The following is a 23160-nucleotide window of genomic DNA, read 5'->3' as shown; positions in this document are numbered from 1 at the left end:
CCCAGAAAAAAGCCCGTCGAAGTGACGGGCTTTTCAATTTCAGTTGGTCAGTTCCTGGTTAATCACCAACTCGACAGGTGGTTCCGCTTCCGCCGGGGGCAGCACCTCTGCCTCAACCCGGCCTTCCCAGTCTCCCGGCTGCGGATTAACACTGCCTGAGCGGCTCAAACGGGCGACCACCACCACATCTTGCTGTGCAGAAATCGCAGATTCAGGGGACATGGCATAACGATCATCCAGCCGGATCTCGGCGGGCAAATCGCCGGCTGTCATCCTGGCAACAGCAACCGGCGCACCGCCCGCCGCAGCCGCTGGCCGCGCAAAGATGAACAGCACGGTATTGTCAGCCACTTGCTGGCGCAAACCTTCGTCCAGCGATACCCGTAAGGACACGCCCGGTCCAGCAGCCTGCTGAGGCTCGGAGGCAACTCCCTCAGGCGGGGTCTCGCCCAGGCGTCGGTAGGCCTCCTCGATACCGCCACGGATGGCCCCGAGCTGTGGATGGTCCGGCGCTACCTCGGTAATACGCTGCCAGTATTCAATGGCTTCCCGGTAGTTTTGCTGACCGAAGGCATTGATGCCCATAAGCCCAAGTGCATTGACCTCATCCGGGTTCAGGGCCCGGGCAGCCGCAATAGCATCGGTAACCGCCGGGGTCATCTCGCCTTCGCTGGCAAAATAGTTAGCCTGTGCAGCCAGCCCCAAGGCCACCGCGCTGGCGTTTCGGTCCTCGGATACCACATCGGCAAGACGGCGATAGGCCTCGGCCGCTTGCTCATAGCGCTCAAGACGCATGTAGGTCTGCCCCAACATCGCCCACCCATCGGCATTGTCCGGGCTTTCTTCAAGTCGCTTGCGCAGTTGGTCGGCCAATGCCGCCATGCGGGCCGTCTGGTCGCCTTGCGTGGCATTCATTTCCTGCATCGCAAGGAACTGCTCCACCTGATCCATGGAACCCCATTCCTGATACCCGAAATAGGTGCCCACCGGTAACACCAGGATCGCCAGCAAGGCGACAACCATGGCGCTACGCCGCCCGGGCACACGCCGCTGGGTAACGGGTTCTTCCGGTACATCATCGAGCATGGCGCCCGCCAGCTCTTCCTTTAGCTGCTTGTAGCTCTCGTCATCCAGTATGCCGGCCTCGTGCTCGTCCTCCAGCTCTTTGAGCCGGGTGCGATAGGCCAGCAGGTTCTGATTTCGCAGATCCGCCTCAAGGCGGGCCCGGGGTTTATGAAAAAAGACTGGATAAAGCACAAAGGCCAGGGCCACCAGAATGAGTACGGTCCCGGCAATCCAGAAGGTATCGGTCATGGAAATATCGTCACGTCTCGAAATGAATGGGAGTTATCGGCGGTCAGCCTTGTCACTTTGACTGGCCAGAATCTGCTCTGCCCGGGCCCGGTCTTCCGCACTCAGGGGCGGTTCGTCTTCACGCCTGCGGGCACGCCACACCACACCGGCCACAATCAGAAAACCGCCAATGGTGGCAATCGCCGGAAAGGCCCAGAGTAGAATGGTGCGGTTATCCACCGGCGGTTTGTACTGAACGAACTCGCCGAAACGGTCGACCAGAGCACCCACGATCTGTTCATTGGAGGCCCCATCCTGCATCATGCGGTAGACCTCGTCTCGCATATCCTTGGAGATCGGCGCATTGGAATCGGCGATGTTCTGGTTCTGACACTTGGGACAGCGCAATTCTGAGATCAATTGCTGATAACGCTGTTCTTCAGCCCGGGTATCGAAGTCATAGACTTCAGACACCTCGGCAATTGCCGGCCCCGAGAGCATCATCAATACGGCAAAGAAAGCAGGCAACAAACGCATCAGCTGTTCCCCCGAGCCTGAGCGATAACCGGCAAGAGCACTTCATCCCAGACTTTCTGGTTCACAACACCTACGTGGCGATAGCGCACCACTCCCTCAGCGTCGATAACAAAGGTTTCCGGCGCGCCATACACGCCCAGGTCAAAACCCAGCGTTCCCTTCGGATCGAAGATAATGGTCTCGTAGGGATTGCCCAGCCGGTTCAGGAACCGGAAGGCACTTTCCCGCTGATCCTTGTAGTTCAAGCCCACAATTCGAACTCCCTGTTCCCGGGCCAGATACATCAGGTATTCATGCTCATCCCAGCATGAGGGGCACCACTCGGCCCATACATTCAACAAGGATACTTCGCCCTGAAAAACTGAGGGATCCAACTGAACCTCCGGATTGTCCAGAGACTCCAGGCTGAATTCGGGAACGGGCTTGCCGATCAGCACGGATTCCAGTTTGGTGGGGTCCTTGCCCAGGCCGGCAAACAGGAATATCCCCACGCCGACGGCAATCACCAGCGGCAGGAACAGCAATACCCGCTTCATGAGGACGCCTCCGCCACTTTACCTGGCGCTGCCGGCTCGCCGCTTTTCACGGCTTCCTCATCGCGCACACGAATACGGTAACGCTTGTCGGCAATCGCCAGGAATCCGCCAATGGCCATCACCAGGGATCCAAGCCACAGCCATCTCACTAACGGTTTGTACTGCAGCCGGATAGCCCAGGCGTCGTCACTGATACGCTCACCAATGGCTACAAATACATCCCGGAACAGGCCGGCATCAATGTCCGCTTCGGTCATCACACTCATGCCAACCGGATACTGCCGCTTTTCCGGATGCAGGTCAGTCACGAGCTCCCCATCCAGGTAAACATTGAAGCTGCCGTACTGGGCGGTAAAGTTGGGGCCACGACGCTCACCAATGTCGGTGAATACAATCTCATAATCCCCCACCAAAGCGCGGTCACCCGGCTGCATGCGCACATCACGCTCAATCCCGTAGTTGGAAACCACCGTCGCACCGGCCATCACCATGGCAAGCCCCAAATGCCCGAGAACCATGCCCCAGTAACTGCGGGACTGGCGCTTCAGGCCATGCCAGCGCCCTTTGCGGGAGGCGGATTTATCCCAAAGGTCCCAGGCGGTGGCCACCGCTACCCACATGGCCGCAAACACACCCAGGAAGGCCCAGGGTGCAAACCCTCCGTAGCCGATCATCACCCCCGCGCTGCCAATCAGACTGACGGCCAGCGGCCACAGCAGCTTGCGGGCCAGCCAGCCGCCGTCCGTCTTCTTCCAGCGCGAGAAAATCCCCGCGCCCAGCAGCAGGCCGGTTGCCACCGCCAGGGGACTGAAGGTGGTATTGAAGAACGGCTCACCAATAGACAGCTTGCCAAGGTCCAGATAATCCAGCACCAGCGGGTAAAGTGTGCCGATGGCCACAAGCATCGTGGCAGATACCAGCAAGACATTGTTCAGGAGCAGGAAGATTTCCCGGGACAGAGAGCCATAACGGGAGCGGACATGCACTACCGGCGCCCGGAAGGCATAGAGTGTCAGGCTGGCCAGAATGGTAATGCCCAGCAGCGCCAGCAGGAAACTGCCTCGCTCCGGATCCGACGCGAAGGCGTGAACGGAGGTGAGCACACCGGAACGAACCAGGAAGGTACCCAGCAGGCTCAGTGCGAAAGTGACAATAGCCAGCAACACGGTCCAGCTTTTGAAGACCCCGCGCTTTTCCGTGACTGCCAGCGAGTGCATCAAGGCGGTACCCGAGAGCCAGGGCAATAGGGAGGCATTTTCAACCGGGTCCCAGAACCACCAGCCGCCCCAGCCAAGCTCGTAATAGGCCCACCAGCTGCCCAGGGCGATGCCCACCGTCAGGAAGGACCAGGCAACCGTGGTCCAGGGGCGCGACCAGCGAGCCCAGGCCGCATCCAGTCGGCCGTTGATCAATGCCGCAATGGCAAACGCAAAGGCCACCGAAAAACCAACATAACCCATATAGAGCATGGGCGGGTGCATGATCAGGCCGATGTCCTGCAACAGCGGATTCAGATCCTGCCCATCTGCCGGTACGTTCGGCAGCAGACGGTCAAACGGGTTGGAGGTCAGAATGATAAACAGAAGGAAGCCAACGGAGACCATGCCCAGAACCGACAACACCTGTGAGACCATCACCGAAGGCAGTTTACGGCTGAAGATGGCAACGGCCAGCGTCCAGCCTATGAGCATCAGTATCCACAAGAGCAAAGAGCCCTCATGGCCGCCCCAGACCGCGCTGAACTTGTAGTACCAGGGCAACATGCTGTTGCTGTTATTGGCCACATAGGCCACCGAGAAGTCATCCACCAGAAAGGCGTGGGTCAGGATCGCAAACGCCAGGGCGGTGAACACAAACATGCCGGACGCCAGTGGCCGGGCAAATGCCTGCAGGCTGTCACGCCCGGTCAGAGCGCCCGCAAGCGGCACCACGGAGAGAAGTACTGCCAGCAGCAACGAGAGAATCAGTGCAAGCTGTCCGAGTTCCGGATACATCGGGTTTCTCCAACGTCAGAAATGAATTGAGCGCTCAGTACGCCGTGGTTTCCGCGGCTTTTTCCACATCAGCAGACTTGTGCTGCCCCTTGGAAGAGCGCTCCAGCGCCTCGGCCACTTCCGGTGGCATATAGTTCTCATCGTGCTTGGCCAGAACCTGATCGGCCACGAACACGCCCTGTTCATTCAGCCGCCCCATGGCGACCACGCCCTGCCCTTCGGCGAACAGATCAGGCAGTATGCCCTCGTACTGTACCGGCACCGACGCGGCATAGTCGGTCACCCGGAAGTTCACCTTCAGGCTGTCGGTATCCCTTGCCACACTGCCCTCTTCAACCATGCCACCGGCCCGGATCCGGACATCAACCGGCGCGTTACCCGCTGCAATTTCCGTAGGATCGTAAAACAGGTTGATATTCTGTCGGAGTGCATAGGTGGTCAGGCCTACCGCAATGGCAATACCGGCCACCAGAAAGAGCACAATGGTCAGTCGTTTTTTTCGGATCGGATGCATGGATTACCTGCTGTTTATTCCTGGGAAACTTCGACACGGGCGAACGTAGCGGCCTGTTTGGGCCGGGCACTGGTGCTGCTTTCCTGCTGCTGGTATCGGCGTTTGCAGCTGGCCATAACCGCCTGATGATGCCGGGACGACCAGATCATCAGGCCCACCAGAAGAACGGCGAAAACGGCATAACAGGCCCAGACATAGGGACCATGGCCTTCCATTGCGATAAATGCTGAAAAAGAATCAAACGCCATCGGTCAGCCTCTCCCCGCCATCACCAGCTCTCTCACCCAGCGGGTTTTTTGCTCCCGCACGACAATTTCGGTTTTCATGCGCAGACACGCCAGCCAGCCAAACAACAGGTATAACCCGAGCACCGAAAGCAGCAGCGGAACCCACATCTCAACGGGCATAGAGGGCTTTTCGGTGAGTTTGAACGTGGCCGGCTGGTGCAGTGTATTCCACCACTCCACGGAGTATTTGATAATCGGGATATTTACCACCCCCACCAGCACCAGCACCGCTACCGCCCTGGCAGCAGATTTTTCATCATTGATGGCCCGATCGAGGGCGATAGCACCGCCATAGAGGAACAGCAGAATAAGCATGGAAGTCAGCCGGGCATCCCACACCCACCAAGTCCCCCAGGTAGGCTTACCCCAGACAGCGCCGGTGAATAACGATAGGAAGGTAAACACCAGGCCAACCGGCGCCACGGCTTTCACGAAGACATCCGCCAGTTTCATGCGCCAGACCAACGTAACGACGGCGGCGGACGCCATCATGATGTAAATGGATTGGGCGAGAAAGGCAGTGGGAACGTGGATAAAAATGATGCGATAGCTGTTGCCCTGCAGATAGTCCTTGGGAGCAAACGCCAGGCCCCAGACCAGGCCGGCAAGGAGCAGAATGATACCGATCGCCAGCAACCACGGCATAAACCGGGTTGCAATCCCGAAGAACCATTTGGGAGAACCCAGTTTGTGAAAGAATTGCCACATCAGTTGGTCACCATCTTCACTGTTATCGTTTGGTTGGTTGCCGGCCCCAAAGAACCGATCAGCTGTTCGAAAGACTGATTCTCAGGGCCGCTGCCGAGGCGAAAGGCGACAGTGTTACCGCCAGAACCAGAAACGCGCCCATCAGAGCCAGGTATCCGCCAACCGGCGCGCCTTCAGCTGCCGCCGCTACCGTGCCAGTACCAAAAATCAGCACGGGAATGTACAGCGGAATGATCAGCAGTGACAAGAGCACGCCTGCCGAGCGCAATCCCAGGGTCAAAGCGGCGCCAATAGCTCCGATCATGCTCAGTACCGGGGTGCCAATCAGGAGCGTTAGACACAGAATTGCAATAGAGTTCCCGTCCAGGTGCACCATAACGCCTAAAACCGGCGCTAACAGCACCAGTGGCAGACCTGTCAACACCCAGTGTGCGGCTGTTTTGGCCAGCACCAGCAGGAACAGAGGCTGAGGCTGCAGTACCAGCTGCTCCAGGGTCCCATCGTCAAAATCGTGACGAAACAGATGGTCCAGCGACAGCAACACCGACAGCAAAGCCGCTACCCAAAGGATACCGGCTCCGGACTGTTTCAGAAATGCCACTTCCGGGCTGACTCCCAGGGGAAAAAGGGTTACTACCATGATGAAAAACAGTAACGGGTTCAGCAGATCCTGCCGCTGCCGGAAAGCCACCCGGACATCCCGGGCAAAAACTGCCGCCATGGCGGCTATCGGGCCAACCGATTCAGACACCGGCTTCAGTGCCGGCCGCCGATCAGCATTCATGCACACCTCCGGCACCCAGGGTGATGCGGTTCATACCTGGCAACTGGAGTTCATGGTGGGTCGTCACCAGCACCGCCCCCCCTTCCGCGGCACGTTGCTGTAGCAGCGACTCAATCGCTCGGACACCGTCTGCATCAATCGCGGTAAAGACTTCGTCCAGCAGCCAGAGTGGCTCATCGGCAATGAGTAACCTGGCCAATGCCACACGGCGTTGCTGCCCGGCAGACAGGTTCCGGCATGGTACGTTTTCAAATCCTGCCAGCCCGGTACCTGCCAGTGCCTGAACCAGCACCTCTTCGCTCACCTCCCGACGACCGGCCATCAGCGCTTTCAGGTTCTCGACCGGTGTAAGCAATGGTTTGATGCCGGGCCGATGGCCAATGTAAAGGGTGTTACGAAGAAAAGACTCACGTTGCCGGGCCCTGGGCTCGCCGCACCACAGCAATTGACCCGACCAGGCGTCGTTCAGGCCAGCAAGGATTCGCAACAATGTTGTCTTACCGGTTCCGTTGGGGCCCTCGACACGGGTAACCGTACCGGGCAGTATGGAAAAGGACAGATTCTGGAACAACAGGCGCTCGTCCCGTTCACACTCAAGATCTATCGCCTGTAGTAACGGCTCGGACATCAGGGCTCCGTTTCAGAGCGATGGATGCGCAGCAGGCATCAGGTGCATGTAATGAAGGACACACAGGTGCCAACATGAAATCAGGGCATTCACTGCCAGCGCGGCGTATTATAACGAAAGCGCCAGCATATTACTCTTGCCCGACATCAAATCGACACCAATGAAACTGAACGGCGGACCACCACCCTTACCCCCGAAACAGCCCGCGCCGGACCAGACCACCCGGAGTCCGGCCACGGTTACTCCCGGCAACAGCACGGCGCCCGGGGCTGCGCTTTCGGCCAGACAACAACTGGCCCAGTTACAGCTGGCTGATCGGGAAACAGCGTTGGCCAAAGTGGCCGAGATCCTGAGGCAGAAAGGCGGCGGCCATGAGCTGTTGCTGGAACTGCGCGGACAATCCCTGAAAGTCGCTGCCGGCAACCAGCCACCGGATCTGTCCGTGGGCGATCTGATCAAGGTCATGCGGGCCGGTAACGAATTGCAGCTGATAGGCAAGCTGGCGCCGGGCCAGGACAGTGCTGTTGCCCGGGCCCTGGCCCAGCGACTGCCCTGGCAACAGAGCCTGCAGGCTGGCCTGCCACAACTGTTCAGTGCCCTGAGCCAGGGCCTGAAACTGCCGCCCCCAACCGGGCAGTTGCCATCTACTACCAGCGCACAGCCTCTGCCAGCGCCCGCACAGCAGGCCCTGCAACAGCTGATCAACCAGTTACCCAAGGCTGACGCCCTGGCGCCTGGCGCCGGCAAGACCGAATCCATGGCCACTCAGGTACGGCAGTGGTTGTCTGAAAGCGGCCTGTTTTCCGAGGCTCGATTGCTACAGGCCGGCCCTTCCGCCGCCAGCCAACCGGATCTTAAACTGGTACTCGCAAAGGTGGTGTCGGCTTTGCTCACCAGCCAGAACCAGGGGCCGGAGCAATTCAACCGGCTGACCCCCCTGGCCAGCCAGGATTTGCTACAGGCCCCATTACAGTTTCCCAGGGCACCAACGCCCGCGGCCTCTCAGAACACCGGGGAACCTGCCACGGTCGGGCAGACCCTGCGACTGCTTGCAGGCATGTTGAACCGGATTACGGTAAACCAGTTGCACAGCCAGACCTTGAATGCCAGGGCCGGCGGCGAACCTGGCGTGCCCGTGAACACTCTGCTGATTGAACTGCCATGGTTAACGCCGCAACAGGAACCCCGAACGGCACAATTGCGACTGGAACAGTACTCACAGGAGAAAGACGGCAACAAACGACCGGAACGGACCAGTGCCAGTGAGTGGCGACTGTCTCTGTCTATGGATCTGGACGATGCGGGCCCGCTGCATTTCGATGTCACCTTCCGGCCGCCGTCCGTGAGCGCTATGGTCTGGGCTGAAAATCAGGCCACGCTGAGAACCGTGCATCGCGAGCTGCCGCTGCTGCGCCAGAGCCTGAACGACCTCGGGCTGGAAGTTGCTGACCTCGATTGTCGCAGGGGCAGCCCTCAGCAGATGCAAACCCGGCTGGAGCACCGATTGGTGGATACCAAGGCATGACCGAAAACGCACAGAACAATATCCCGGCCGCTGTCGCCCTCAAGTACGACGGTGAACGGGCACCGGTTATCTCGGCAACCGGCACGTGGGAACTGGCCGAGGAAATCATCCGGATTGCCCGCGACAACAATGTTCCGCTGTACGAGAATGCCGAGCTTGCCGGCATTCTGGCGCGTCTGTCGCTGAATGAAGAGATTCCGGAAGAGTTGTACCGGGTGATCGCGGAGATTCTGGCGTTTGCTTTCCACATCCGGGGCCGGACACCCGGAGATGCCCGGCCAGAAGAAGATAACCCGTCAGTGGATCAGGGAACGTAACGCCCAGGCCTGTTGCCAATGCTCCCCTTTGCGTGGCGCCACAGTGGTATCGAAGTAATGCTTCAGGCGTCGGCGGTCCTCCGGCTGATCCTTCAGGGCCGAGCCTATAACGTGGTGCATCATGTGTTCAACGGTCATGGCGCCGCCACCGTAATACCACGCATTCAGGCTGGCGGCGTGGGCCACGGATACGGCCTCGGCGGTGGACAGGGCCGCCCCTGCCAGCCGGTCGGTGCTTCGCCCGTCCAGAGTCTGCCCGTTACGCAATTCGTGGAAGATGGTCACCAGCACTTCCACCACCGACTGCTCCAGCGCCACATCGATTCCGGCACGCCGGTTGGCTCTGGCCACTTCCCGCAGAACCACATCGATCTCATCGTTCAGGTGCCGTATCGGCCGGATTTCCTCAAAGTCCATCCGTCGTTTCAGGGCCGCACTCATGCTGTGTACGCCCTCATCAACACTGTTTGAGGTGGCCACCAGGTTAAAGCCTTCCCGCGCCAGAATAACGCCATCTTTCCCCGGCAATTCCGGGATCACCACGACCCTGTCGGACAGCACAGACAGCATGGCATCCTGCAGCGCCTGCGGGCAGCGGGCGATTTCTTCAAACCGGACCAGCTGCCCCTCCATCATGCCCCGCAACAGCGGGGTTGGCACCAGCGCCTTTCGGCTGGGGCCCTCGGTGCGAAGCAGAGCTTCGTTCCAGCTGTAGAGCAACTGGCTGACCTGGCTGATGGCGCCGCCCTGCAAGGTCAGCGTGGAATTACCCGATATGGCCGCAGCGAGCAGCTCCGACAGCCAGGATTTGGCCGTACCCGGCTCCCCCACCAGCAAGCATCCCCGGGACGTACACAGGGAAATGATGATCCGGACCACCATAGCCCGGTCGGCGACAAACTTACGCTCTATACCCAGTTTTTCATCGCCCAACAGAAACTTCTCGACGCCCCGGGGCGACATCAGCCAGCCAGGAGGCATCGGGCCCGGATCCATGGACATCAGTTTGTCCAGTTCCTCGCGATAGGTTACTTCTGCCGGCTCGCGCTGGGCTGCCTTGTTCTTGGATCTGGTATTTTTCATCCGATACTCCTGCGGCCACCACGAACTTCCGGAGCCATGCGCTCCCTGGGCAGAATGCGGGGCAACTCAGACAGCGGAATGATGCCCTCGATGACATGATCCAGGGCACTATCCCGCATGGTCACGAGGCCGGCATCCAGCGCTCGCCAACGCAGCTCACCAATGGGAGGCTGACTGGAGATGGCATTACGGATATCCGAGTCCACCTCCATGTACTCCACAATCGCAACCCGGCCCTGGGTACCCCGGCCGTTACACTTGTCGCAACCCTCTCCTTCAAAACACCGGAAATCCGCTGGCGCACCGTCCGGGAAAACCTCCGCCATAATGGCAGGATCGGGCCTGGCCGGCTTGCGGCAATGCTTGCAGATTCGCTTCGCCAACCGTTGCGCAATCACTGCCAGCAATTCGCCGGCGATGGAGTTGGGATGAACGCCCAGGTCGTAAAGTCTCTGCAGGGAATCCACGGCGTCATTACAGTGCAGCGTGGAGAGCACCACGTGACCGGTCTGAGAGGCGCGAATGGCTTCCAGTGCGGTCTCCTGATCCCGGATTTCACCGACAAGGATGACATCCGGGTCTTCCCGAACAAACGCCCGCATGGCATCGGCAAAACTGAATCCGATTTCAGAACGTACGCGGGTTTGCTGGATGTTGTCAATGGAGTACTCAATGGGATCCTCCACGGTAATCACCTTACGGCGGCCATCATCAGCCAGGGTCTGCAGGCCCGCGTAGAGTGTGGTGGATTTACCAGATCCGGTCGGCCCGACCACCAGCACCAGTCCAGCCGGGTTATCCAGCAGGCGCTGATAACGGGAACCAATGGCCGATGACATCCCCAACTCAGCGATGGTCATTGCCCGACCGGTTTGCGGCAACAGGCGGATAATCGCATTCTCACCGTGCAGTGAGGGCTGGGTCTGGATCCGCAAATCGTAGGAGGTGTCTCCGAGCTGCAGCCTGGAACGCCCACCCTGAGGCAACCGGTGCTCAGCGATATTCAACTCCGCCCGGAGCTTGATGACGTTGATAACGCCACGAATTTCCCGGGCAGACAACTGGTATTGCGGTAAATCGTGCAGATCGCCATCCACCCGCAAGCGAATACGCACCCGGTTCTCATACTGTTCGATATGAATATCGCTGGCCTTCTCGCTGACGGCATCCAGCAGAATAGCCTCATACACAGACACCAGATACGGGCTGATGTGTTTGTTGCTGTCCTTGCCGAGCAGATCCTTGCCCGATGTATCCGGTTTTTCGGTGCTGCCCACCGACACGCCATGCTCCGCCACAAAGCGGCTGCCTTTGACAGTCAGATCCAGCGCCGACCAGATCCGCCGGAAGTCCGTCGGTGTCACCAGCAGACAGACAATTCGATGCTTGGGTGTCAGCCGTTCCATCTGATCGGTACGTGCATCCGGGTCGTCGGTGACCACGGTCAACGTGCTGTCCTCTTCCGACACCGGGATCACGCGGGAGAGATCCAGAAAGGTTCGGGAAAAACGCCGGAACAGGTCCGTATTCAGATGACTGAGTACGTCATCACCATCGGTAAACGTCATGCCCCGCTGCTGGGCAAGAGACCGGTAGAGATCAATCTCTTCCAGATTCAACCGGCGACGCAGGACATCCAGTACCCGTTCGTTTTTGGTCGCCGCCTCGGTGCGGGCATCCGCCAGTGCCGCTTCGGAGACCACGCCAAGATCAATCAGAATCTGTTCAGAGTTACGGTTGAAATCCACCCAGCCCAGGGTTCTGACCCGCTCCAGCTTGTCGCCCCTGCGCTGGAACATGGCGACACTGGGCACCGGCCCCGCCCGACCCTCCAGGCACACCAGGTTCCCGCCCTCGCGCAGGTTCGGCAGAAGCGCCTTGGGATCCTGGATGAAGGTCGTACACAGAATCAGGTCACAGGGCGCGTCCAGTTCCAGCCCGGTATCTGCCGAGGCCTGAACAACATCCACATTATGGACGCCGTGCTTGAAAAAGCGCTCGCGGGCTTTTTCCACCAGTGCCGGGTTGCGGTCAACATAAACCACCCGGTGAGCCAGATCCGCCAGCACGGCGGTCACATAACCTGAGCCGCCCCCAACGTGCATGACGACCTGGTCAGGCTCGATCTCTGGCATCAGGCTCAGCAGGTGGCGAACCGTTTCTTCTCTGGGTATTGAGTGGCCGGTGATGGAGGGGACGAGATCGGCACCAGAAACAAAATCAGGGCGGGAAACAACAGCGAGGGCCTCAACGGCCCTCTGATAGAGCTTCTTCATTCAGCAGCATCCGATAAAACGCCGGATCAGGCCGCCTGTCGCCGCTTCAGGGCAGATACCAGTTCGGCCTCCGGACGGGAAATTCCGCAAGTATTCATAAGATCGTCGATATCCGCGCCAAGATCAACCAGTCGCGCGGCTTCGTCGTAGGAAATTCGCAACGGATCATTCTGCCGCATTTCTTCCAGAGTGTTCTTGAGCTCATGAATCTGCCGCTCACAGGCTACCAGGCGCTGCCCCACGCCGAGGCTGCCACTGGTAGTGGCATGCAGTTCACGGCCAAGGGTATCGCAACGCTGCTTGACAGAAGCCTGTAAGGCCCGGATACGCCGGCCATGGATAACACCCTGAACCAGAACCAGAGTGATGGCTGCAGCGGTCAGGCCCCAGGGGAGCCAGGAGGGAATGGTGAAACTCATAATGGACGTCTCCGTTGTTGGTGACCCCGGGAGACGTCCATCACTGCGCTGTGAAAAGCCGGTTACAGCGACGCGATTTCAGCCCACTCGTGGTCTGACAGCATCTTGTCGAATTCGACGAGAATGATCAGCTCGCCGTTCTTGTTGCACACGCCCTGGATGAACTTGGCACTTTCCTCGTTCCCCACGTTCGGTGCAGTTTCAATTTCACTGGCCTTGAGATAGACCACTTCTGCCACAGAATCCACCAGAATGCCCATCACCTGGCTGGACGACTCCATGACCACAATCCGGGTGGCATCGGTCACTTCCGCGTCCGCCAACCCGAACCGGCGACGGGTATCGATGACCGTAACCACGTTACCCCGCAGGTTGATGATCCCCAGCACATAATCCGGGGCTCCGGGAACCGGCGCGATTTCCGTGTAACGCAGCACTTCCTGGATCTGCATCACGTTGATGCCATAGGTTTCGTCATCCAGGCGGAAAGTCACGTACTGCAGTACCTGATCGTCCTGGGCCTGATTTTGCTGTCCGCTCGGGGATGCCATAGCACTCTCTCCTTCTCGGCTGCCCGGCGGGCAACCTGATCGTCAAAAATTCATCATCAGTGCCCAATACTATAGTTAAGGGCACAAACCGTGCCAGCCTCACACGGTTTCATTGAGTAACGGACCTGTTTAACTCAGATCCAGATGGTGTTCACGCTCTGCCCGCACCAGCAGATGCGCCATGGTACGCACATCGATCAACGCACACATGTGGTCAACCACGGTGCCCGCCAGCCAGGGGCGCTTGCTGCGCGCTGTGCGCCAGCGCACTTCATCCGGCCGCAGCGTGAAAGACTGGGCCACATCGTCACAGGCCAGCCCCCACTCACTGTCATCCAGCCGGATCACAAACCGATAATTGTCCCGGGCACCAGCCGGTACCCGGCCAGCCATAATCCACTCGGCGGTGTCCACAACCCGCAGGTTGTGGTCCCGATCAGGCCGTATCCCCATGTACCACCGGGGACTGCCAGGAATTGGCCGGATCTCTTCTTCAATACGATGGATGGCGCCCAACAGAACCAGCGGCACCGCCAACTGCAGCCCGGCCACCGTAAAAATCAGGCACTCGAACGGCTCTTCCGACCAGTCCGGGCGCGCCGGTGGCACCTCGCCATCGTTGCCCGGGGCCGTGACCGGCGCCTCCGTCTGAACCGGCTCCGGCGCTTTCTGTTCCACCACAGGTGCCTGAACGATTGGGCGAGGACGGGCTCTGGTGACAGGCTTTGCTTCGGTTTTTACCGGTTTCGGCGGCTCCGGCTCCGGTTGCGCCACTAACGGCTCCGGCTCAGGCTGTATCTGTTCTTCCTGCAACGCAGTGCTGGTGGCGGTGTGCAGCAATTCATCCAGATAACTGGCAATGGCCGCTTCCGGCGCTGCCAGTTGCGTCATTTTTCTGTCAGCCATGCTGACGCTCCTTCACCGAACCGGTTCGCTTCAGGAGGTCGTCCAACAGATGATCATAGGCCCGGACACCGTGGGTTTCCGCATCCAGTTGCGAGGGAATAACCCCGGCCTGGCTGGCATCCCGGAATTTGGTATCAACCGGTACGGCGAAACGCCAGAGGGTATCCTGATAGGTCTTGCGTAACAGATTAAGGCTCTTGACCGAAGCCTGCGTCCGGCGATCATAGAGTGTGGGAACGATCATGTACGGTAATTCGTTCTTCTGGGAGCGCATGATCATTTGCAGGGTGTGCAGCATTCGTTCCAGGCCCTTGATGGCCAGAAACTCGGTCTGTACCGGAATCACCAGGTACTGGGCAGCGGCCAGTGCATTCACCATGAGCACACCCAGTGACGGCGTGTTGTCGAGAATCACGTAGTCAAAATCATCCCACAACTGGGCCAGGGCACGGGAGACAATCAGCCCCATACCCTCAACGCCAATCATCCGACGCTCCAGGGTGGCCAGTGCAGTACTGGCAGGCAGCAGCGACAGCCCGGGGCAACCGGTATCGGTGATCAGTTGCGCCGGCAGGCCTTCAGGAACCTTGCCCTGATGCTGAAACAGGTCAAATACGCTGTGGGCGATGGTATCCGGGTCATAACCAAACCAGCTGGTCAGCGATCCGTGCGGATCCAGATCAACCACCAGCACACGCTTGCCGCGCTGGGCCAGCAGTCCGCCCAGGGCGACCACAGAGGTTGTCTTCCCCACTCCACCTTTTTGATTGGCTACAGCCCAGATACGCACGTTTTGTTCTCCGGTAACGGCTCAGCCTGGCGTCATGCGCCGGCCTCTGTTCAACTTATCGGCAAGGATACGGGTAACTTGAAAGCCGAATCGATGGTTTTGCGGCAACCCCTTGCCGATTCGGACGATGAACAACAGGTAATACAGGAAGTGTGCCAGCTCAGCCATACGCATCTGCCACCGGCAGGTGATCAGCGCACCGCCCCCCGGATGCTTGCATCCCGGGAGATCAGCAGAACCACCCGGCGGTTACGCCGCCGGCCCTCCTCGGTATCGTTGCGGGCCACAGGCTGGTATTGACCATAACCCACCGCTGCCAGGCGCTCTGGCTCGATGCCCTCCATCATCAACATCCGGGCGACAGCCGCTGCACGGGCGGTCGAAAGTTCCCAGTTGGACGGAAAGCGGCTGGTACGAATGGGTTGGTTATCGGTAAAGCCTTCCACCTTGACCGCATTGTCGCGGTTGCGCAGTACACTGGCGATCTTTTCAATGACTTCAAAAGAGTCGTAATGGGGCTCAGCATCACCACTGCCAAAGAGCATGCTGTTCGGCAGATTGAGTTCAATCCACTCGCTGCTGGTTTCCAGACTCACTACCCCCTGATTGATCAGTTCGTCGAATTCCATGGCAAGCTGGTTGGCCATGGTTCGCAAAGCCTCGGTGCGACCCTCGGCATCCAGTTCCGGATTACGGGGCGCCTCGGTAACCGGCGGCGGAATAACATCTTCATGCTGTTGTTGCGGCGCCCGGACCGGCTGGCCGCCTACGGTGACCGGTTGCAATGAGCGCTGGGGGGCGTTAAAGACACCGGTGAAGGTTTCCGACAGCACCTTGTACTTGCCCTCATTCACGGACGATACCGAGTACATCACCACGAAAAAGGCAAACAGAAGCGTGATGAAATCCGCGTAGGAAATCAGCCAGCGTTCCTTGTTGTGGAGATCATCCTGGGGTGGTCTGCGACGGCGCATAGGAAGCCCTGGCCCGGAATTACTGCAGGAAGCCCCGCAGTCTCAATTCGATGGATTTCGGGTTTTCGCCCTCGGCAATGGCGATAATGCCATCGATCATCATGTCCTCATAACGGGTGCGTTCCTTGATGATGCCCCGCAATTTATTGGCCACCGGAAAGAACAACAGGTTGGCCAGGGCAACGCCGTAGATGGTCGCCACAAAGGCCGTGGCGATGCCGCCACCCAGTGATTGGGGATCTTCCAGATTGGTCATGACCTGAATCAGGCCCATCACCGCGCCAATAATACCGATAGTGGGGGAATACCCACCCATGGCCTCATAGACTCTGGCCGACTCCAGATCGCGCTGCTCCCGGGTTTCCAGGTCGACTTCCATGATACTGCGAATGGACTCGGGCTCGGCACCATCAACCAGCAACTGCAGCCCTTTCCGGGCAAACGGCTCGGGCTCTCTCTCCGCAAGCCCTTCCAGGCCCAGCAGGCCCTGTTTGCGGGCTTTGACGCTCCAGTCGATGACCTTGCCAATGCCATCTTCCAGCGAGATGTAGGGCGGAATAAACACCCAGCGAACCTGACCGAAGGCACGCTTGAGCATCGGCCAGGAGGTTTGCAGGATGGTCGCCGCCAGAGTTCCGCCCACCACGATCAACCCGGCCGGGCCGTTGAACAGCGAACTGACAGCGCCTCCTTCCAGCAGATTGCCACCCAGGATGGCCACGAACGCCAGGATGATTCCGAGCAGGCTCAGAATATCCATCAGCTCACACCTTCAACCAGCCGCGCGCCAATATCCTCCAGCGCCAGAATCTCGTCGCTCAGTCCGGCTTTGGCCACAGCCATCGGCATGCCATAGATGACGGAGGATTTCTCATCCTGGGACCAGATCACGGAACCGGACTGCTTCATCATCCTGCAGCCTTCCTTTCCGTCGGAACCCATACCAGTAAGGATCAGACCCAGGGTTTTGCCTGGGAAGCTCCTGGCCAGAGAACCGAAGGTAACATCCACACAGGGTTTGTAATTCAAGCGGTCATCGCCCGGAAGAATCCGCACTTTTGCCTGCCCGCCGCGACTTTCAATCATCATCTGCTTGCCACCGGGCGCCAGCAGGGCCAGTCCCGGACGAAGCACGTCGCCGTCCTCGGCCTGGCGCACCTCAATGCGACACAACTTGTTGAGCCGCTCGGCAAAGGCCGGAGTGAAGCTGGCGGGCATGTGCTGAACCAATACGATGGGCGCGGGAAACGAAGCCGGTAACGCCGTGAGCACCTTTTGCAGCGCAACGGGGCCACCGGTGGAAGTGCCGATGGCTACCACACTGTAGTGCCTGGCGGCCGTTTTTCTGGTGGGTTTACGAACCGGCTCGGAGGTCGCAGGGTCTTTACGGGGTTCCGTCGTTACCGGGCGGTGCAGGCGCGAACCGGCGCGCTCGACAGGTTCACGGCGAGGTTCCGCAGCCGGTGCCGCCGGCCTCGGGGCCACAGGCGCCGATCGGGCACCCGGGCGGCTACCGGCCACATCCAGAATACGCTGGATAAGGATTTTCTGAAGTTGACTGGTGTCCCTGGCAATTTCCTCGAAGTTCTTGGGCAGGAAATCCACTGCCCCGGCTTCCAGGGCATCCAGGGTAACGCGGGCACCTTCATAGGTCAGGGACGAGAACATCAAAACCGGGGTGGGATGTTTGCGCATGATCTCGCGCACGGCAGAGATGCCGTCCATCACCGGCATCTCGTAATCCATGGTGATCACATCGGGGCGCAGTTTTTCTGCCAGCTCGACACCTTCCCGCCCGTTGGTGGCGGCGCCTACCACTTTAATCTGGCCCGAGGCCGTCAGGATTTCCGTCAGCCGTTTGCGAAAAAAGCCCGAATCATCCACGACCAGGACAGAAACTGTCATCCATTTCTCCTACACAATCCCGGAAATTCCTGTTCAGCCGTAGTGCTGCAGGAGGCTCGGCACATCAATAATCAGGGCGATACGGCCATCACCGGTGATGGTGGCGCCGGCCATTCCTGGCGTCCCCTGCAGGGCCCGGCCCAGAGGTTTGATCACCACCTCTTCCTGGCCAATCAGCTGATCAACGACAAAGCCGACCTGTTTGGTGCCCATGGCCACAATCACCACGTGCGCATTCTCCGGCTCGGCCTGACCTGCCGCACCGTGCACCAGCCAGCGCTTGATGTGGAACAGTGGGAACACTTTGTCCCGCACGACAATACACTCTTTGCCGTCGACAATGTTGGTCTTGGTCAGATCCAGGTGGAAAATCTCCACCACATTCACCAGCGGCAGCGCGAAAGACTGGTCACCGAGCATGATCATCAACGTTGGCATAATGGCCAGAGTCAGCGGCACCTTGATGATAATGCTGGTGCCCTTGCCCTGTTCGGACATGATATTGATCTGCCCATTGAGCTGGCCGATCTTGGTTTTCACCACGTCCATGCCGACACCCCGACCAGATACATCGGAAATCTGGTCCTTGGTGGAGAAACCGGCCGCAAAAATCAGATTGAAGCATTCGTTATCGGTAAGGCGGTCTGCCGCATCCTGATCGTACAGGCCCTTCTCGACCGCCTTGCGGCGCAAGACATCAGGATTCATACCGGCGCCGTCGTCGACAATGGACAGCAGAATATGGTCGCCTTCCTGCTCCGCCGACAGAGTCACGGTTCCAGCGCGAGGTTTGCCGGCCTTTTCCCGTACGTCCGGTGCCTCGACACCATGATCCACGGAATTTCTCACCAGGTGCACTAGGGGATCGGCCAGAGCTTCAACCAGGTTTTTATCCAGGTCGGTTTCCTCACCGTGCATGACCAGATTCACTTCTTTCTTCAGACTGCGGGCCAGGTCGCGCACCACTCTGGGGAAACGGCCGAAAACTTTCTTGATCGGCTGCATCCGTGTTTGCATGACGGCAGCCTGCAGATCCGTGGTCACCACATCGAGATTGGCCACTGCCTTGTGCATGTGTTCGTCTTCGCTTTCGGAACCCAGACGCTGCAGGCGGTTACGCACCAGCACCAGTTCGCCCACCATGTTCATGATGTCGTCCAGGCGCTTGGTATCAACCCGAACCGTGGTTTCGCCCGCTGGTGCGGCCTCACGGGCAGGTGCAGGCGCAGGGGCCGGCTTGGCAGCGGCCTTGCTCTCGGCTTTGGCTTCCGCTTTCTTTGGTTCCTGGGCTGGTTCGGCCTTGCTTGATGGAGCCGGCGCAGGCTTGGGCTCACCTGCGGCAGCCCCCGCGCTTGGGCCTGCACCCTTGCCATGCAGTTCGTCCAGCAGGTTCTCGAATTCGTCGTCGGAAATCAGATCGGCGTCACCGGATGATTTCTCCGAGCCACCGCTGGTGTCGATATCTGCCTTGGGCGCTTCATCTTCCGCAGGTGCGCCGGCAAACTGGCCCTTGCCGTGGAGTTGATCCAGCAGGGCCTCAAATTCATCGTCGGTAATCTCATCACTGTCTGAGCCGCCGGCGGATTCTGCCGGGGTGCTCACCTGCTCGTTGCCGACCGGTTTCTGGCCATCGGATTTTTCATCCGCCAACGCGTCCAGCAGCTGCTCGAACTCTTCGTCAGTGATATCGCCCTGATCCCCTTGCTGCCCGACATCCGCAGACGACGGCTCCTGTGCCGGGGTTGGTGCTTCCACCGCCGGTGCATCCTCGGACTCGGGTTTGGCGAGTGCATCCAGAGCTTCAATCAGTTCGTCCGGCGCGGGCGTCGGTTCTTCCCGGTTGCGGACTTCTTCGAACATGGCATTAACGTTGTCCAGCGCCTCCAGCACCACGTCCATCAGGTCCGGTGTTACCTTGCGCTTGTGATTCCGGAGAATATCAAACACGTTCTCCGCAGAGTGGCAGCAATTAACCAATGCCTCCAGCTGAAGGAAGCCTGCGCCCCCTTTCACGGTATGGAAGCCACGGAAAATGGCGTTCAGCAGATCGCTGTCATCGGGATGCTGCTCCAGATCCACCAGCTGCTCCGACAACTTTTCGAGTATCTCGCCGGCTTCTACCAGGAAGTCCTGCAGGATCTCTTCATCAGCATCTAACGCCATGCGTCACCCTCTTTATTATCAGAATCCGAGACTGGACAGCAGATCGTCCACATCGTCCTGTCCCGAAACTACATCTTCCCGCTCATCGGCCTTGATCTGGGGCCCTACCCCTTTTTCGGCCGATTCTTCTTTTTCTTCAATCTGATGCACTGTGCCGGTCAGTTGATCAACGTGGCTGGCCATCACCACCAGACCAAGAAGGTTGTCTTCCACCTCTTTCACCAACGCGGTGACCTTCTGGATAACCTGACCGGTAAGATCCTGAAAATCCTGAGCCAGAAGGATTTCCGACAGGTTCTGGTACAGACTGTCGGAGTCTGTCGTCAGGCCAGCGAAGAACTTGTCGATGCGACCGTAAAGCTCCCGAAACTCCGCAGGCTCCATTTCACGACGGCGCAGACGCTGCCACTCATCCCGCAGGGAAACCGCTTCATCCCGCATGGCGTGAGCCACCGGCATGCTTTCCTCAACCAGATCCATGGTGCGGTTCGCCGCCTGGCTGGTCATCTGAACCACATAGGCCAGACGGTCAGAAGCGTCGCTCATCTTCGACAGCACTTCTTTCTGCTCGGCATTACGCGGGTCTATCTGGAAGTTCCGGATTGCCTCATGGAGGCTGCGGGTCAGTCGCCCCACTTCCCGATACAGACTCTGATCGCGAACCTCGCTCAGTTCATTGATCAGGGTCATCGCCTTGGCATAATTCCCGGCGTTTACATTCTCGGCCAGGTCGGAGGCCTGCTTTTGAAGCTTCTCCGCCACCTCCGGATCAAGGCCCTGATGGTTCTGTTTGGTATCACTCATGGCGAGCCATCCGACCTCTGGTTACTGGATTCGTTCGAAGATTTTCTCGATCTTTTCCTTCAGCACGGCTGCCGTGAAAGGCTTGACCACATACCCGTTCACCCCGGCCTGAGCCGCCGCCACGATCTGGTCCCGCTTGGCCTCCGCCGTTACCATCAGAACCGGCAGGTTCTTCAGATTTTCATCAGCACGGACAGCCTTCAGAAGGTCAAAGCCCGACATGCCGGGCATGTTCCAGTCAGTCACCAGGAAGTCATACTTGCCGCTTCGGAGCATGGGCAACGCGGTGTTGCCATCGTCCGCTTCATCCGTATTGGTGAAGCCGAGATCTCGCAGCAGGTTTTTGATGATGCGTCGCATTGTGGAGAAGTCATCCACAATGAGAATTTTCATGTTCTTGTCCAATGGGACCTCCAGTCAGTAACACCCGGAATTCATTCAGCCTTTTGGAAGTCTAGCAGGCTGCTACCTTAAGCGCTTATTGTGTGGTGTTTGCGCACGTTGTAAAGCATCGTTTACCAAAAGCTACACAGCTTGCTGAAAGCGAAACACAGCACCTGGCCGATCAGTCGTTGTCACCATCCCGCCACTCGGCCAGCCGGCTGCGAAGTCTCAACGCCGCCTGGCTGTGAATCTGGCTTACCCGGCTCTCACTGACCCCAAGCACCGCACCGATTTCCTTGAGGTTGAGCTCCTCCTGGTAATACAGGCTCAATACCAGTTTTTCACGCTCAGGCAACTGCTCAATGGCGTCTGCTAGACTGCGCTGGAAAGCGCCTGAAGCAATACCGTCCAGCGGATTATCACTCGCTTCTGCTTCTTCTATCGGCAGCTCGCCGGATTCATTGAGCTCATCAAGACTAAAAAGTCTACCGCTGTTCGCGTCGGCAAGTGAGGCATGATACTCGTCCAGACCAATGCCAAGCTCTTCAGCTACTTCGGCATCCTGGGCCTCGCGCCCGGTACGATCTTCCACTTGTTTGATAGCACTGGCGATTCGCCGGGCGTTGCGATGCACTGAGCGGGGCACCCAGTCGCCCTTGCGGATCTCATCCACCATGGCACCGCGGATGCGAATCCCTGCGTAGGTTTCAAAGGTGGCACCTTTGCCGGAAGAATAGCGCTGCGCGGCCTCCAGCAGGCCAATCATACCGGCCTGCATAAGGTCTTCCAGCTGCACTGATGGCGGCAGCCGGGCCATGAGATGAAGGGCGATTTTCTTGACCAGCGGCGCATGCTCTTCAATCAGGGCTGAAGGGCTCCTGGCGCCGGCCTGATGGTAAATTCCCAGATGTTTCGCCAATGTCATGTATCCGGTTTTCTTGTAGGACTGGATTCAGATCAGACTTCGACGAGCCGCTCCACGAAGAATTCGAGATGCCCCCTGGGAGAGGACGGCAAAGGCCAGCTATCCACTTTTTCGGCCAGAGCCCGGATAGCCAGCGAGGCTTTCGCCCTCGGATAGGCATCCAATACCGCTTTCTGTCTTTGGACGGCTTTCTTGACGGCCTCGTCGTAAGGCACGATACCTACATATTGTAGTGCCACATCCAGAAAACGCTCGGTGACCCGGGTCAGTTTTTCAAACAGATGGCGGCCTTCCTGCTCATTGCGGACCTGGTTTGCCAGGATACGGAAGCGGTTCGTGCCATAATCCCGGTTCATCAGCTTGATCAGCGCGTAGGCATCGGTAATGGAGGTAGGTTCGTCGCAGACCACCAGCAGAAGTTCCTGCGATGCCCTGAGGAAGCTGACCACCGATTCAGAAATACCTGCGGCGGTATCCACAATCAGAACGTCAATCTGATCGCCCAGCTCACTGAAAGCGTTGATCAGGCCGGCATGTTCCATGGCGCTGAGCTGGGTCATACGCTGGGTGCCGGAGGAAGCCGGTACAATCTTGATACCACCAGGACCATTCACCAGCACGTCTTTGAGATCACAATCGCCGCTGAGTACGTCTTGCAGATTTCGATTAGCGGTAATGCCGAGCAACACATCGATGTTGGCGAGCCCGAGATCCGCGTCCAGCAAGACAACCCGGCGCCCCTTCTGGGCCAGGGCGATACCGAGATTGACCGAAACATTGCTCTTGCCGACACCGCCCTTGCCGCCGGAAACCGCAATCACCTGAACCGGATGTGGTCTGCTCATACTGTTATCAGT

Annotated in this window: 26 protein-coding genes; 2 read left to right on the top strand and 24 right to left on the bottom strand. The window is 58.7% G+C overall.

What is annotated here, in order from left to right; genetic code table 11:
- Nucleotides 1-39 precede the first annotated feature (39 nt).
- Genes ccmI through ccmA form a run of 9 tightly spaced genes read right to left on the bottom strand, consistent with a single transcriptional unit; the run spans nt 40 to nt 7281 of the window.
- Nucleotides 40-1314, bottom strand: a complete 1275-nt coding sequence (gene ccmI / locus MARHY_RS06460) for a c-type cytochrome biogenesis protein CcmI (protein ID WP_014421063.1) — start codon at nt 1312-1314, stop codon at nt 40-42.
- Between the two features lie 33 nt (nt 1315-1347).
- Entirely contained in the window at nt 1348-1830 is a 483-nt protein-coding gene (locus MARHY_RS06455) for a cytochrome c-type biogenesis protein (RefSeq protein WP_014421062.1), read from the bottom strand.
- Entirely contained in the window at nt 1830-2366 is a 537-nt protein-coding gene (locus tag MARHY_RS06450; protein ID WP_014421061.1) for a DsbE family thiol:disulfide interchange protein, read from the bottom strand. The genes MARHY_RS06455 and MARHY_RS06450 overlap by 1 nt, the downstream gene beginning before the upstream one ends.
- Entirely contained in the window at nt 2363-4360 is a 1998-nt protein-coding gene (locus MARHY_RS06445; protein ID WP_014421060.1) for a heme lyase CcmF/NrfE family subunit, read from the bottom strand. The genes MARHY_RS06450 and MARHY_RS06445 overlap by 4 nt, the downstream gene beginning before the upstream one ends.
- 34 nt (nt 4361-4394) lie before the next feature.
- Entirely contained in the window at nt 4395-4874 is a 480-nt protein-coding gene (gene ccmE / locus MARHY_RS06440; protein ID WP_014421059.1) for a cytochrome c maturation protein CcmE, read from the bottom strand.
- A gap of 14 nt (nt 4875-4888) precedes the next feature.
- Nucleotides 4889-5122, bottom strand: coding sequence for a heme exporter protein CcmD (ccmD, locus tag MARHY_RS06435; RefSeq protein ID WP_011785431.1), 234 nt, complete (start codon nt 5120-5122; stop codon nt 4889-4891).
- A 3-nt stretch (nt 5123-5125) separates the two neighbouring features.
- Nucleotides 5126-5869, bottom strand: coding sequence for a heme ABC transporter permease (locus tag MARHY_RS06430; protein ID WP_014421058.1), 744 nt, complete (start codon nt 5867-5869; stop codon nt 5126-5128).
- Nucleotides 5870-5927: 58 nt separating this feature from the next.
- On the bottom strand, nt 5928-6653 hold the full coding sequence (gene ccmB, locus MARHY_RS06425; RefSeq protein ID WP_011785433.1) for a heme exporter protein CcmB: 726 nt from the start codon (nt 6651-6653) through the stop codon (nt 5928-5930).
- Nucleotides 6643-7281, bottom strand: a complete 639-nt coding sequence (gene ccmA, locus MARHY_RS06420; protein WP_014421057.1) for a cytochrome c biogenesis heme-transporting ATPase CcmA — start codon at nt 7279-7281, stop codon at nt 6643-6645. The genes ccmB and ccmA overlap by 11 nt, the downstream gene beginning before the upstream one ends.
- 160 nt (nt 7282-7441) lie before the next feature.
- On the opposite strand from ccmA, the gene fliK reads away from it, so the two are divergent.
- On the top strand, nt 7442-8806 hold the full coding sequence (gene fliK, locus MARHY_RS06415) for a flagellar hook-length control protein FliK (RefSeq protein ID WP_014421055.1): 1365 nt from the start codon (nt 7442-7444) through the stop codon (nt 8804-8806).
- Entirely contained in the window at nt 8803-9123 is a 321-nt protein-coding gene (locus tag MARHY_RS06410; RefSeq protein ID WP_011785436.1) for an EscU/YscU/HrcU family type III secretion system export apparatus switch protein, read from the top strand. Before fliK ends, MARHY_RS06410 begins: the two co-directional genes overlap by 4 nt.
- Here the strand turns inward: MARHY_RS06410 and MARHY_RS06405 are convergent.
- The 15 genes from MARHY_RS06405 to MARHY_RS06340 all read right to left on the bottom strand — a co-directional run bounded on the left by MARHY_RS06405 (nt 9103) and on the right by MARHY_RS06340 (nt 23148).
- Nucleotides 9103-10206 (bottom strand): ATP-binding protein, encoded by a 1104-nt coding sequence (locus MARHY_RS06405; RefSeq protein WP_014421053.1) that lies wholly within the window; start codon nt 10204-10206, stop codon nt 9103-9105. The genes MARHY_RS06410 and MARHY_RS06405 overlap by 21 nt on opposite strands.
- Nucleotides 10203-12482 carry an ATPase, T2SS/T4P/T4SS family gene (locus MARHY_RS06400; protein WP_014421052.1) on the bottom strand — a complete coding sequence of 760 codons (2280 nt, stop codon included), beginning with the start codon at nt 12480-12482 and terminating at the stop codon, nt 10203-10205. Before MARHY_RS06400 ends, MARHY_RS06405 begins: the two co-directional genes overlap by 4 nt.
- A 26-nt stretch (nt 12483-12508) precedes the next feature.
- Nucleotides 12509-12901, bottom strand: a complete 393-nt coding sequence (locus MARHY_RS06395) for a DUF2802 domain-containing protein (RefSeq protein WP_011785439.1) — start codon at nt 12899-12901, stop codon at nt 12509-12511.
- A gap of 62 nt (nt 12902-12963) precedes the next feature.
- A complete protein-coding gene (locus MARHY_RS06390; protein ID WP_011785440.1) occupies nt 12964-13452 on the bottom strand; it encodes a chemotaxis protein CheW in 489 nt (162 codons plus the stop codon).
- Between the two features lie 129 nt (nt 13453-13581).
- On the bottom strand, nt 13582-14358 hold the full coding sequence (locus MARHY_RS06385) for a chemotaxis protein CheW (RefSeq protein WP_023010589.1): 777 nt from the start codon (nt 14356-14358) through the stop codon (nt 13582-13584).
- The gene (locus tag MARHY_RS06380) at nt 14351-15148 is read right to left on the bottom strand and encodes a ParA family protein (RefSeq protein WP_011785442.1); all 798 of its coding nucleotides are present in this window, start codon (nt 15146-15148) and stop codon (nt 14351-14353) included. The genes MARHY_RS06385 and MARHY_RS06380 overlap by 8 nt, the downstream gene beginning before the upstream one ends.
- A 21-nt stretch (nt 15149-15169) precedes the next feature.
- Entirely contained in the window at nt 15170-15316 is a 147-nt protein-coding gene (locus tag MARHY_RS18705) for a hypothetical protein (protein WP_157680627.1), read from the bottom strand.
- A 23-nt stretch (nt 15317-15339) separates the two neighbouring features.
- Nucleotides 15340-16122 (bottom strand): flagellar motor protein MotD, encoded by a 783-nt coding sequence (gene motD, locus MARHY_RS06375; RefSeq protein ID WP_011785443.1) that lies wholly within the window; start codon nt 16120-16122, stop codon nt 15340-15342.
- Between the two features lie 19 nt (nt 16123-16141).
- Complete coding sequence (locus MARHY_RS06370) at nt 16142-16882, bottom strand: flagellar motor protein (RefSeq protein WP_011785444.1); 741 nt, start codon at nt 16880-16882, stop codon at nt 16142-16144.
- Entirely contained in the window at nt 16882-18027 is a 1146-nt protein-coding gene (locus tag MARHY_RS06365; RefSeq protein ID WP_014421049.1) for a protein-glutamate methylesterase/protein-glutamine glutaminase, read from the bottom strand. Before MARHY_RS06365 ends, MARHY_RS06370 begins: the two co-directional genes overlap by 1 nt.
- A 33-nt stretch (nt 18028-18060) precedes the next feature.
- Nucleotides 18061-20190, bottom strand: coding sequence for a chemotaxis protein CheA (locus MARHY_RS06360; RefSeq protein ID WP_014421048.1), 2130 nt, complete (start codon nt 20188-20190; stop codon nt 18061-18063).
- Nucleotides 20191-20208: 18 nt separating this feature from the next.
- Nucleotides 20209-20994: a protein phosphatase CheZ gene (locus MARHY_RS06355; protein ID WP_014421047.1), complete on the bottom strand. Its 786-nt coding sequence runs from the start codon at nt 20992-20994 to the stop codon at nt 20209-20211.
- Between the two features lie 21 nt (nt 20995-21015).
- Entirely contained in the window at nt 21016-21399 is a 384-nt protein-coding gene (gene cheY / locus MARHY_RS06350; protein WP_011785448.1) for a chemotaxis response regulator CheY, read from the bottom strand.
- A 160-nt stretch (nt 21400-21559) separates the two neighbouring features.
- Nucleotides 21560-22303, bottom strand: coding sequence for an RNA polymerase sigma factor FliA (locus MARHY_RS06345; RefSeq protein ID WP_023010591.1), 744 nt, complete (start codon nt 22301-22303; stop codon nt 21560-21562).
- 32 nt (nt 22304-22335) lie between these two features.
- A complete protein-coding gene (locus tag MARHY_RS06340; protein WP_011785450.1) occupies nt 22336-23148 on the bottom strand; it encodes a MinD/ParA family protein in 813 nt (270 codons plus the stop codon).
- Nucleotides 23149-23160: the final 12 nt, after the last annotated feature.

It is taken from the genome of Marinobacter nauticus ATCC 49840, from assembly GCF_000284615.1.
GTDB classification, from domain to species: domain Bacteria; phylum Pseudomonadota; class Gammaproteobacteria; order Pseudomonadales; family Oleiphilaceae; genus Marinobacter; species Marinobacter nauticus.
The sequence above is the reverse complement of the archived record's forward strand: the minus strand, read 5'-3'. Positions and strand labels throughout refer to the sequence as shown.

Bases quoted from the DNA above. Each gene is read 5' to 3' on its own strand.
- ccmI (WP_014421063.1), bottom strand. From the start codon at position 1,314: ATGACCGATACCTTCTGGATTGCCGGGACCGTACTCATTCTGGTGGCC.
- MARHY_RS06455 (WP_014421062.1), bottom strand. From the start codon at position 1,830: ATGCGTTTGTTGCCTGCTTTCTTTGCCGTATTGATGATGCTCTCGGGG.
- MARHY_RS06450 (WP_014421061.1), bottom strand. From the start codon at position 2,366: ATGAAGCGGGTATTGCTGTTCCTGCCGCTGGTGATTGCCGTCGGCGTG.
- MARHY_RS06445 (WP_014421060.1), bottom strand. From the start codon at position 4,360: ATGTATCCGGAACTCGGACAGCTTGCACTGATTCTCTCGTTGCTGCTG.
- ccmE (WP_014421059.1), bottom strand. From the start codon at position 4,874: ATGCATCCGATCCGAAAAAAACGACTGACCATTGTGCTCTTTCTGGTG.
- ccmD (WP_011785431.1), bottom strand. From the start codon at position 5,122: ATGGCGTTTGATTCTTTTTCAGCATTTATCGCAATGGAAGGCCATGGT.
- MARHY_RS06430 (WP_014421058.1), bottom strand. From the start codon at position 5,869: ATGTGGCAATTCTTTCACAAACTGGGTTCTCCCAAATGGTTCTTCGGG.
- ccmB (WP_011785433.1), bottom strand. From the start codon at position 6,653: ATGAATGCTGATCGGCGGCCGGCACTGAAGCCGGTGTCTGAATCGGTT.
- ccmA (WP_014421057.1), bottom strand. From the start codon at position 7,281: ATGTCCGAGCCGTTACTACAGGCGATAGATCTTGAGTGTGAACGGGAC.
- fliK (WP_014421055.1), top strand. From the start codon at position 7,442: ATGAAACTGAACGGCGGACCACCACCCTTACCCCCGAAACAGCCCGCG.
- MARHY_RS06410 (WP_011785436.1), top strand. From the start codon at position 8,803: ATGACCGAAAACGCACAGAACAATATCCCGGCCGCTGTCGCCCTCAAG.
- MARHY_RS06405 (WP_014421053.1), bottom strand. From the start codon at position 10,206: ATGAAAAATACCAGATCCAAGAACAAGGCAGCCCAGCGCGAGCCGGCA.
- MARHY_RS06400 (WP_014421052.1), bottom strand. From the start codon at position 12,482: ATGAAGAAGCTCTATCAGAGGGCCGTTGAGGCCCTCGCTGTTGTTTCC.
- MARHY_RS06395 (WP_011785439.1), bottom strand. From the start codon at position 12,901: ATGAGTTTCACCATTCCCTCCTGGCTCCCCTGGGGCCTGACCGCTGCA.
- MARHY_RS06390 (WP_011785440.1), bottom strand. From the start codon at position 13,452: ATGGCATCCCCGAGCGGACAGCAAAATCAGGCCCAGGACGATCAGGTA.
- MARHY_RS06385 (WP_023010589.1), bottom strand. From the start codon at position 14,358: ATGGCTGACAGAAAAATGACGCAACTGGCAGCGCCGGAAGCGGCCATT.
- MARHY_RS18705 (WP_157680627.1), bottom strand. From the start codon at position 15,316: ATGGCTGAGCTGGCACACTTCCTGTATTACCTGTTGTTCATCGTCCGA.
- motD (WP_011785443.1), bottom strand. From the start codon at position 16,122: ATGCGCCGTCGCAGACCACCCCAGGATGATCTCCACAACAAGGAACGC.
- MARHY_RS06370 (WP_011785444.1), bottom strand. From the start codon at position 16,882: ATGGATATTCTGAGCCTGCTCGGAATCATCCTGGCGTTCGTGGCCATC.
- MARHY_RS06365 (WP_014421049.1), bottom strand. From the start codon at position 18,027: ATGACAGTTTCTGTCCTGGTCGTGGATGATTCGGGCTTTTTTCGCAAA.
- MARHY_RS06360 (WP_014421048.1), bottom strand. From the start codon at position 20,190: ATGGCGTTAGATGCTGATGAAGAGATCCTGCAGGACTTCCTGGTAGAA.
- MARHY_RS06355 (WP_014421047.1), bottom strand. From the start codon at position 20,994: ATGAGTGATACCAAACAGAACCATCAGGGCCTTGATCCGGAGGTGGCG.
- MARHY_RS06345 (WP_023010591.1), bottom strand. From the start codon at position 22,303: ATGACATTGGCGAAACATCTGGGAATTTACCATCAGGCCGGCGCCAGG.
- MARHY_RS06340 (WP_011785450.1), bottom strand. From the start codon at position 23,148: ATGAGCAGACCACATCCGGTTCAGGTGATTGCGGTTTCCGGCGGCAAG.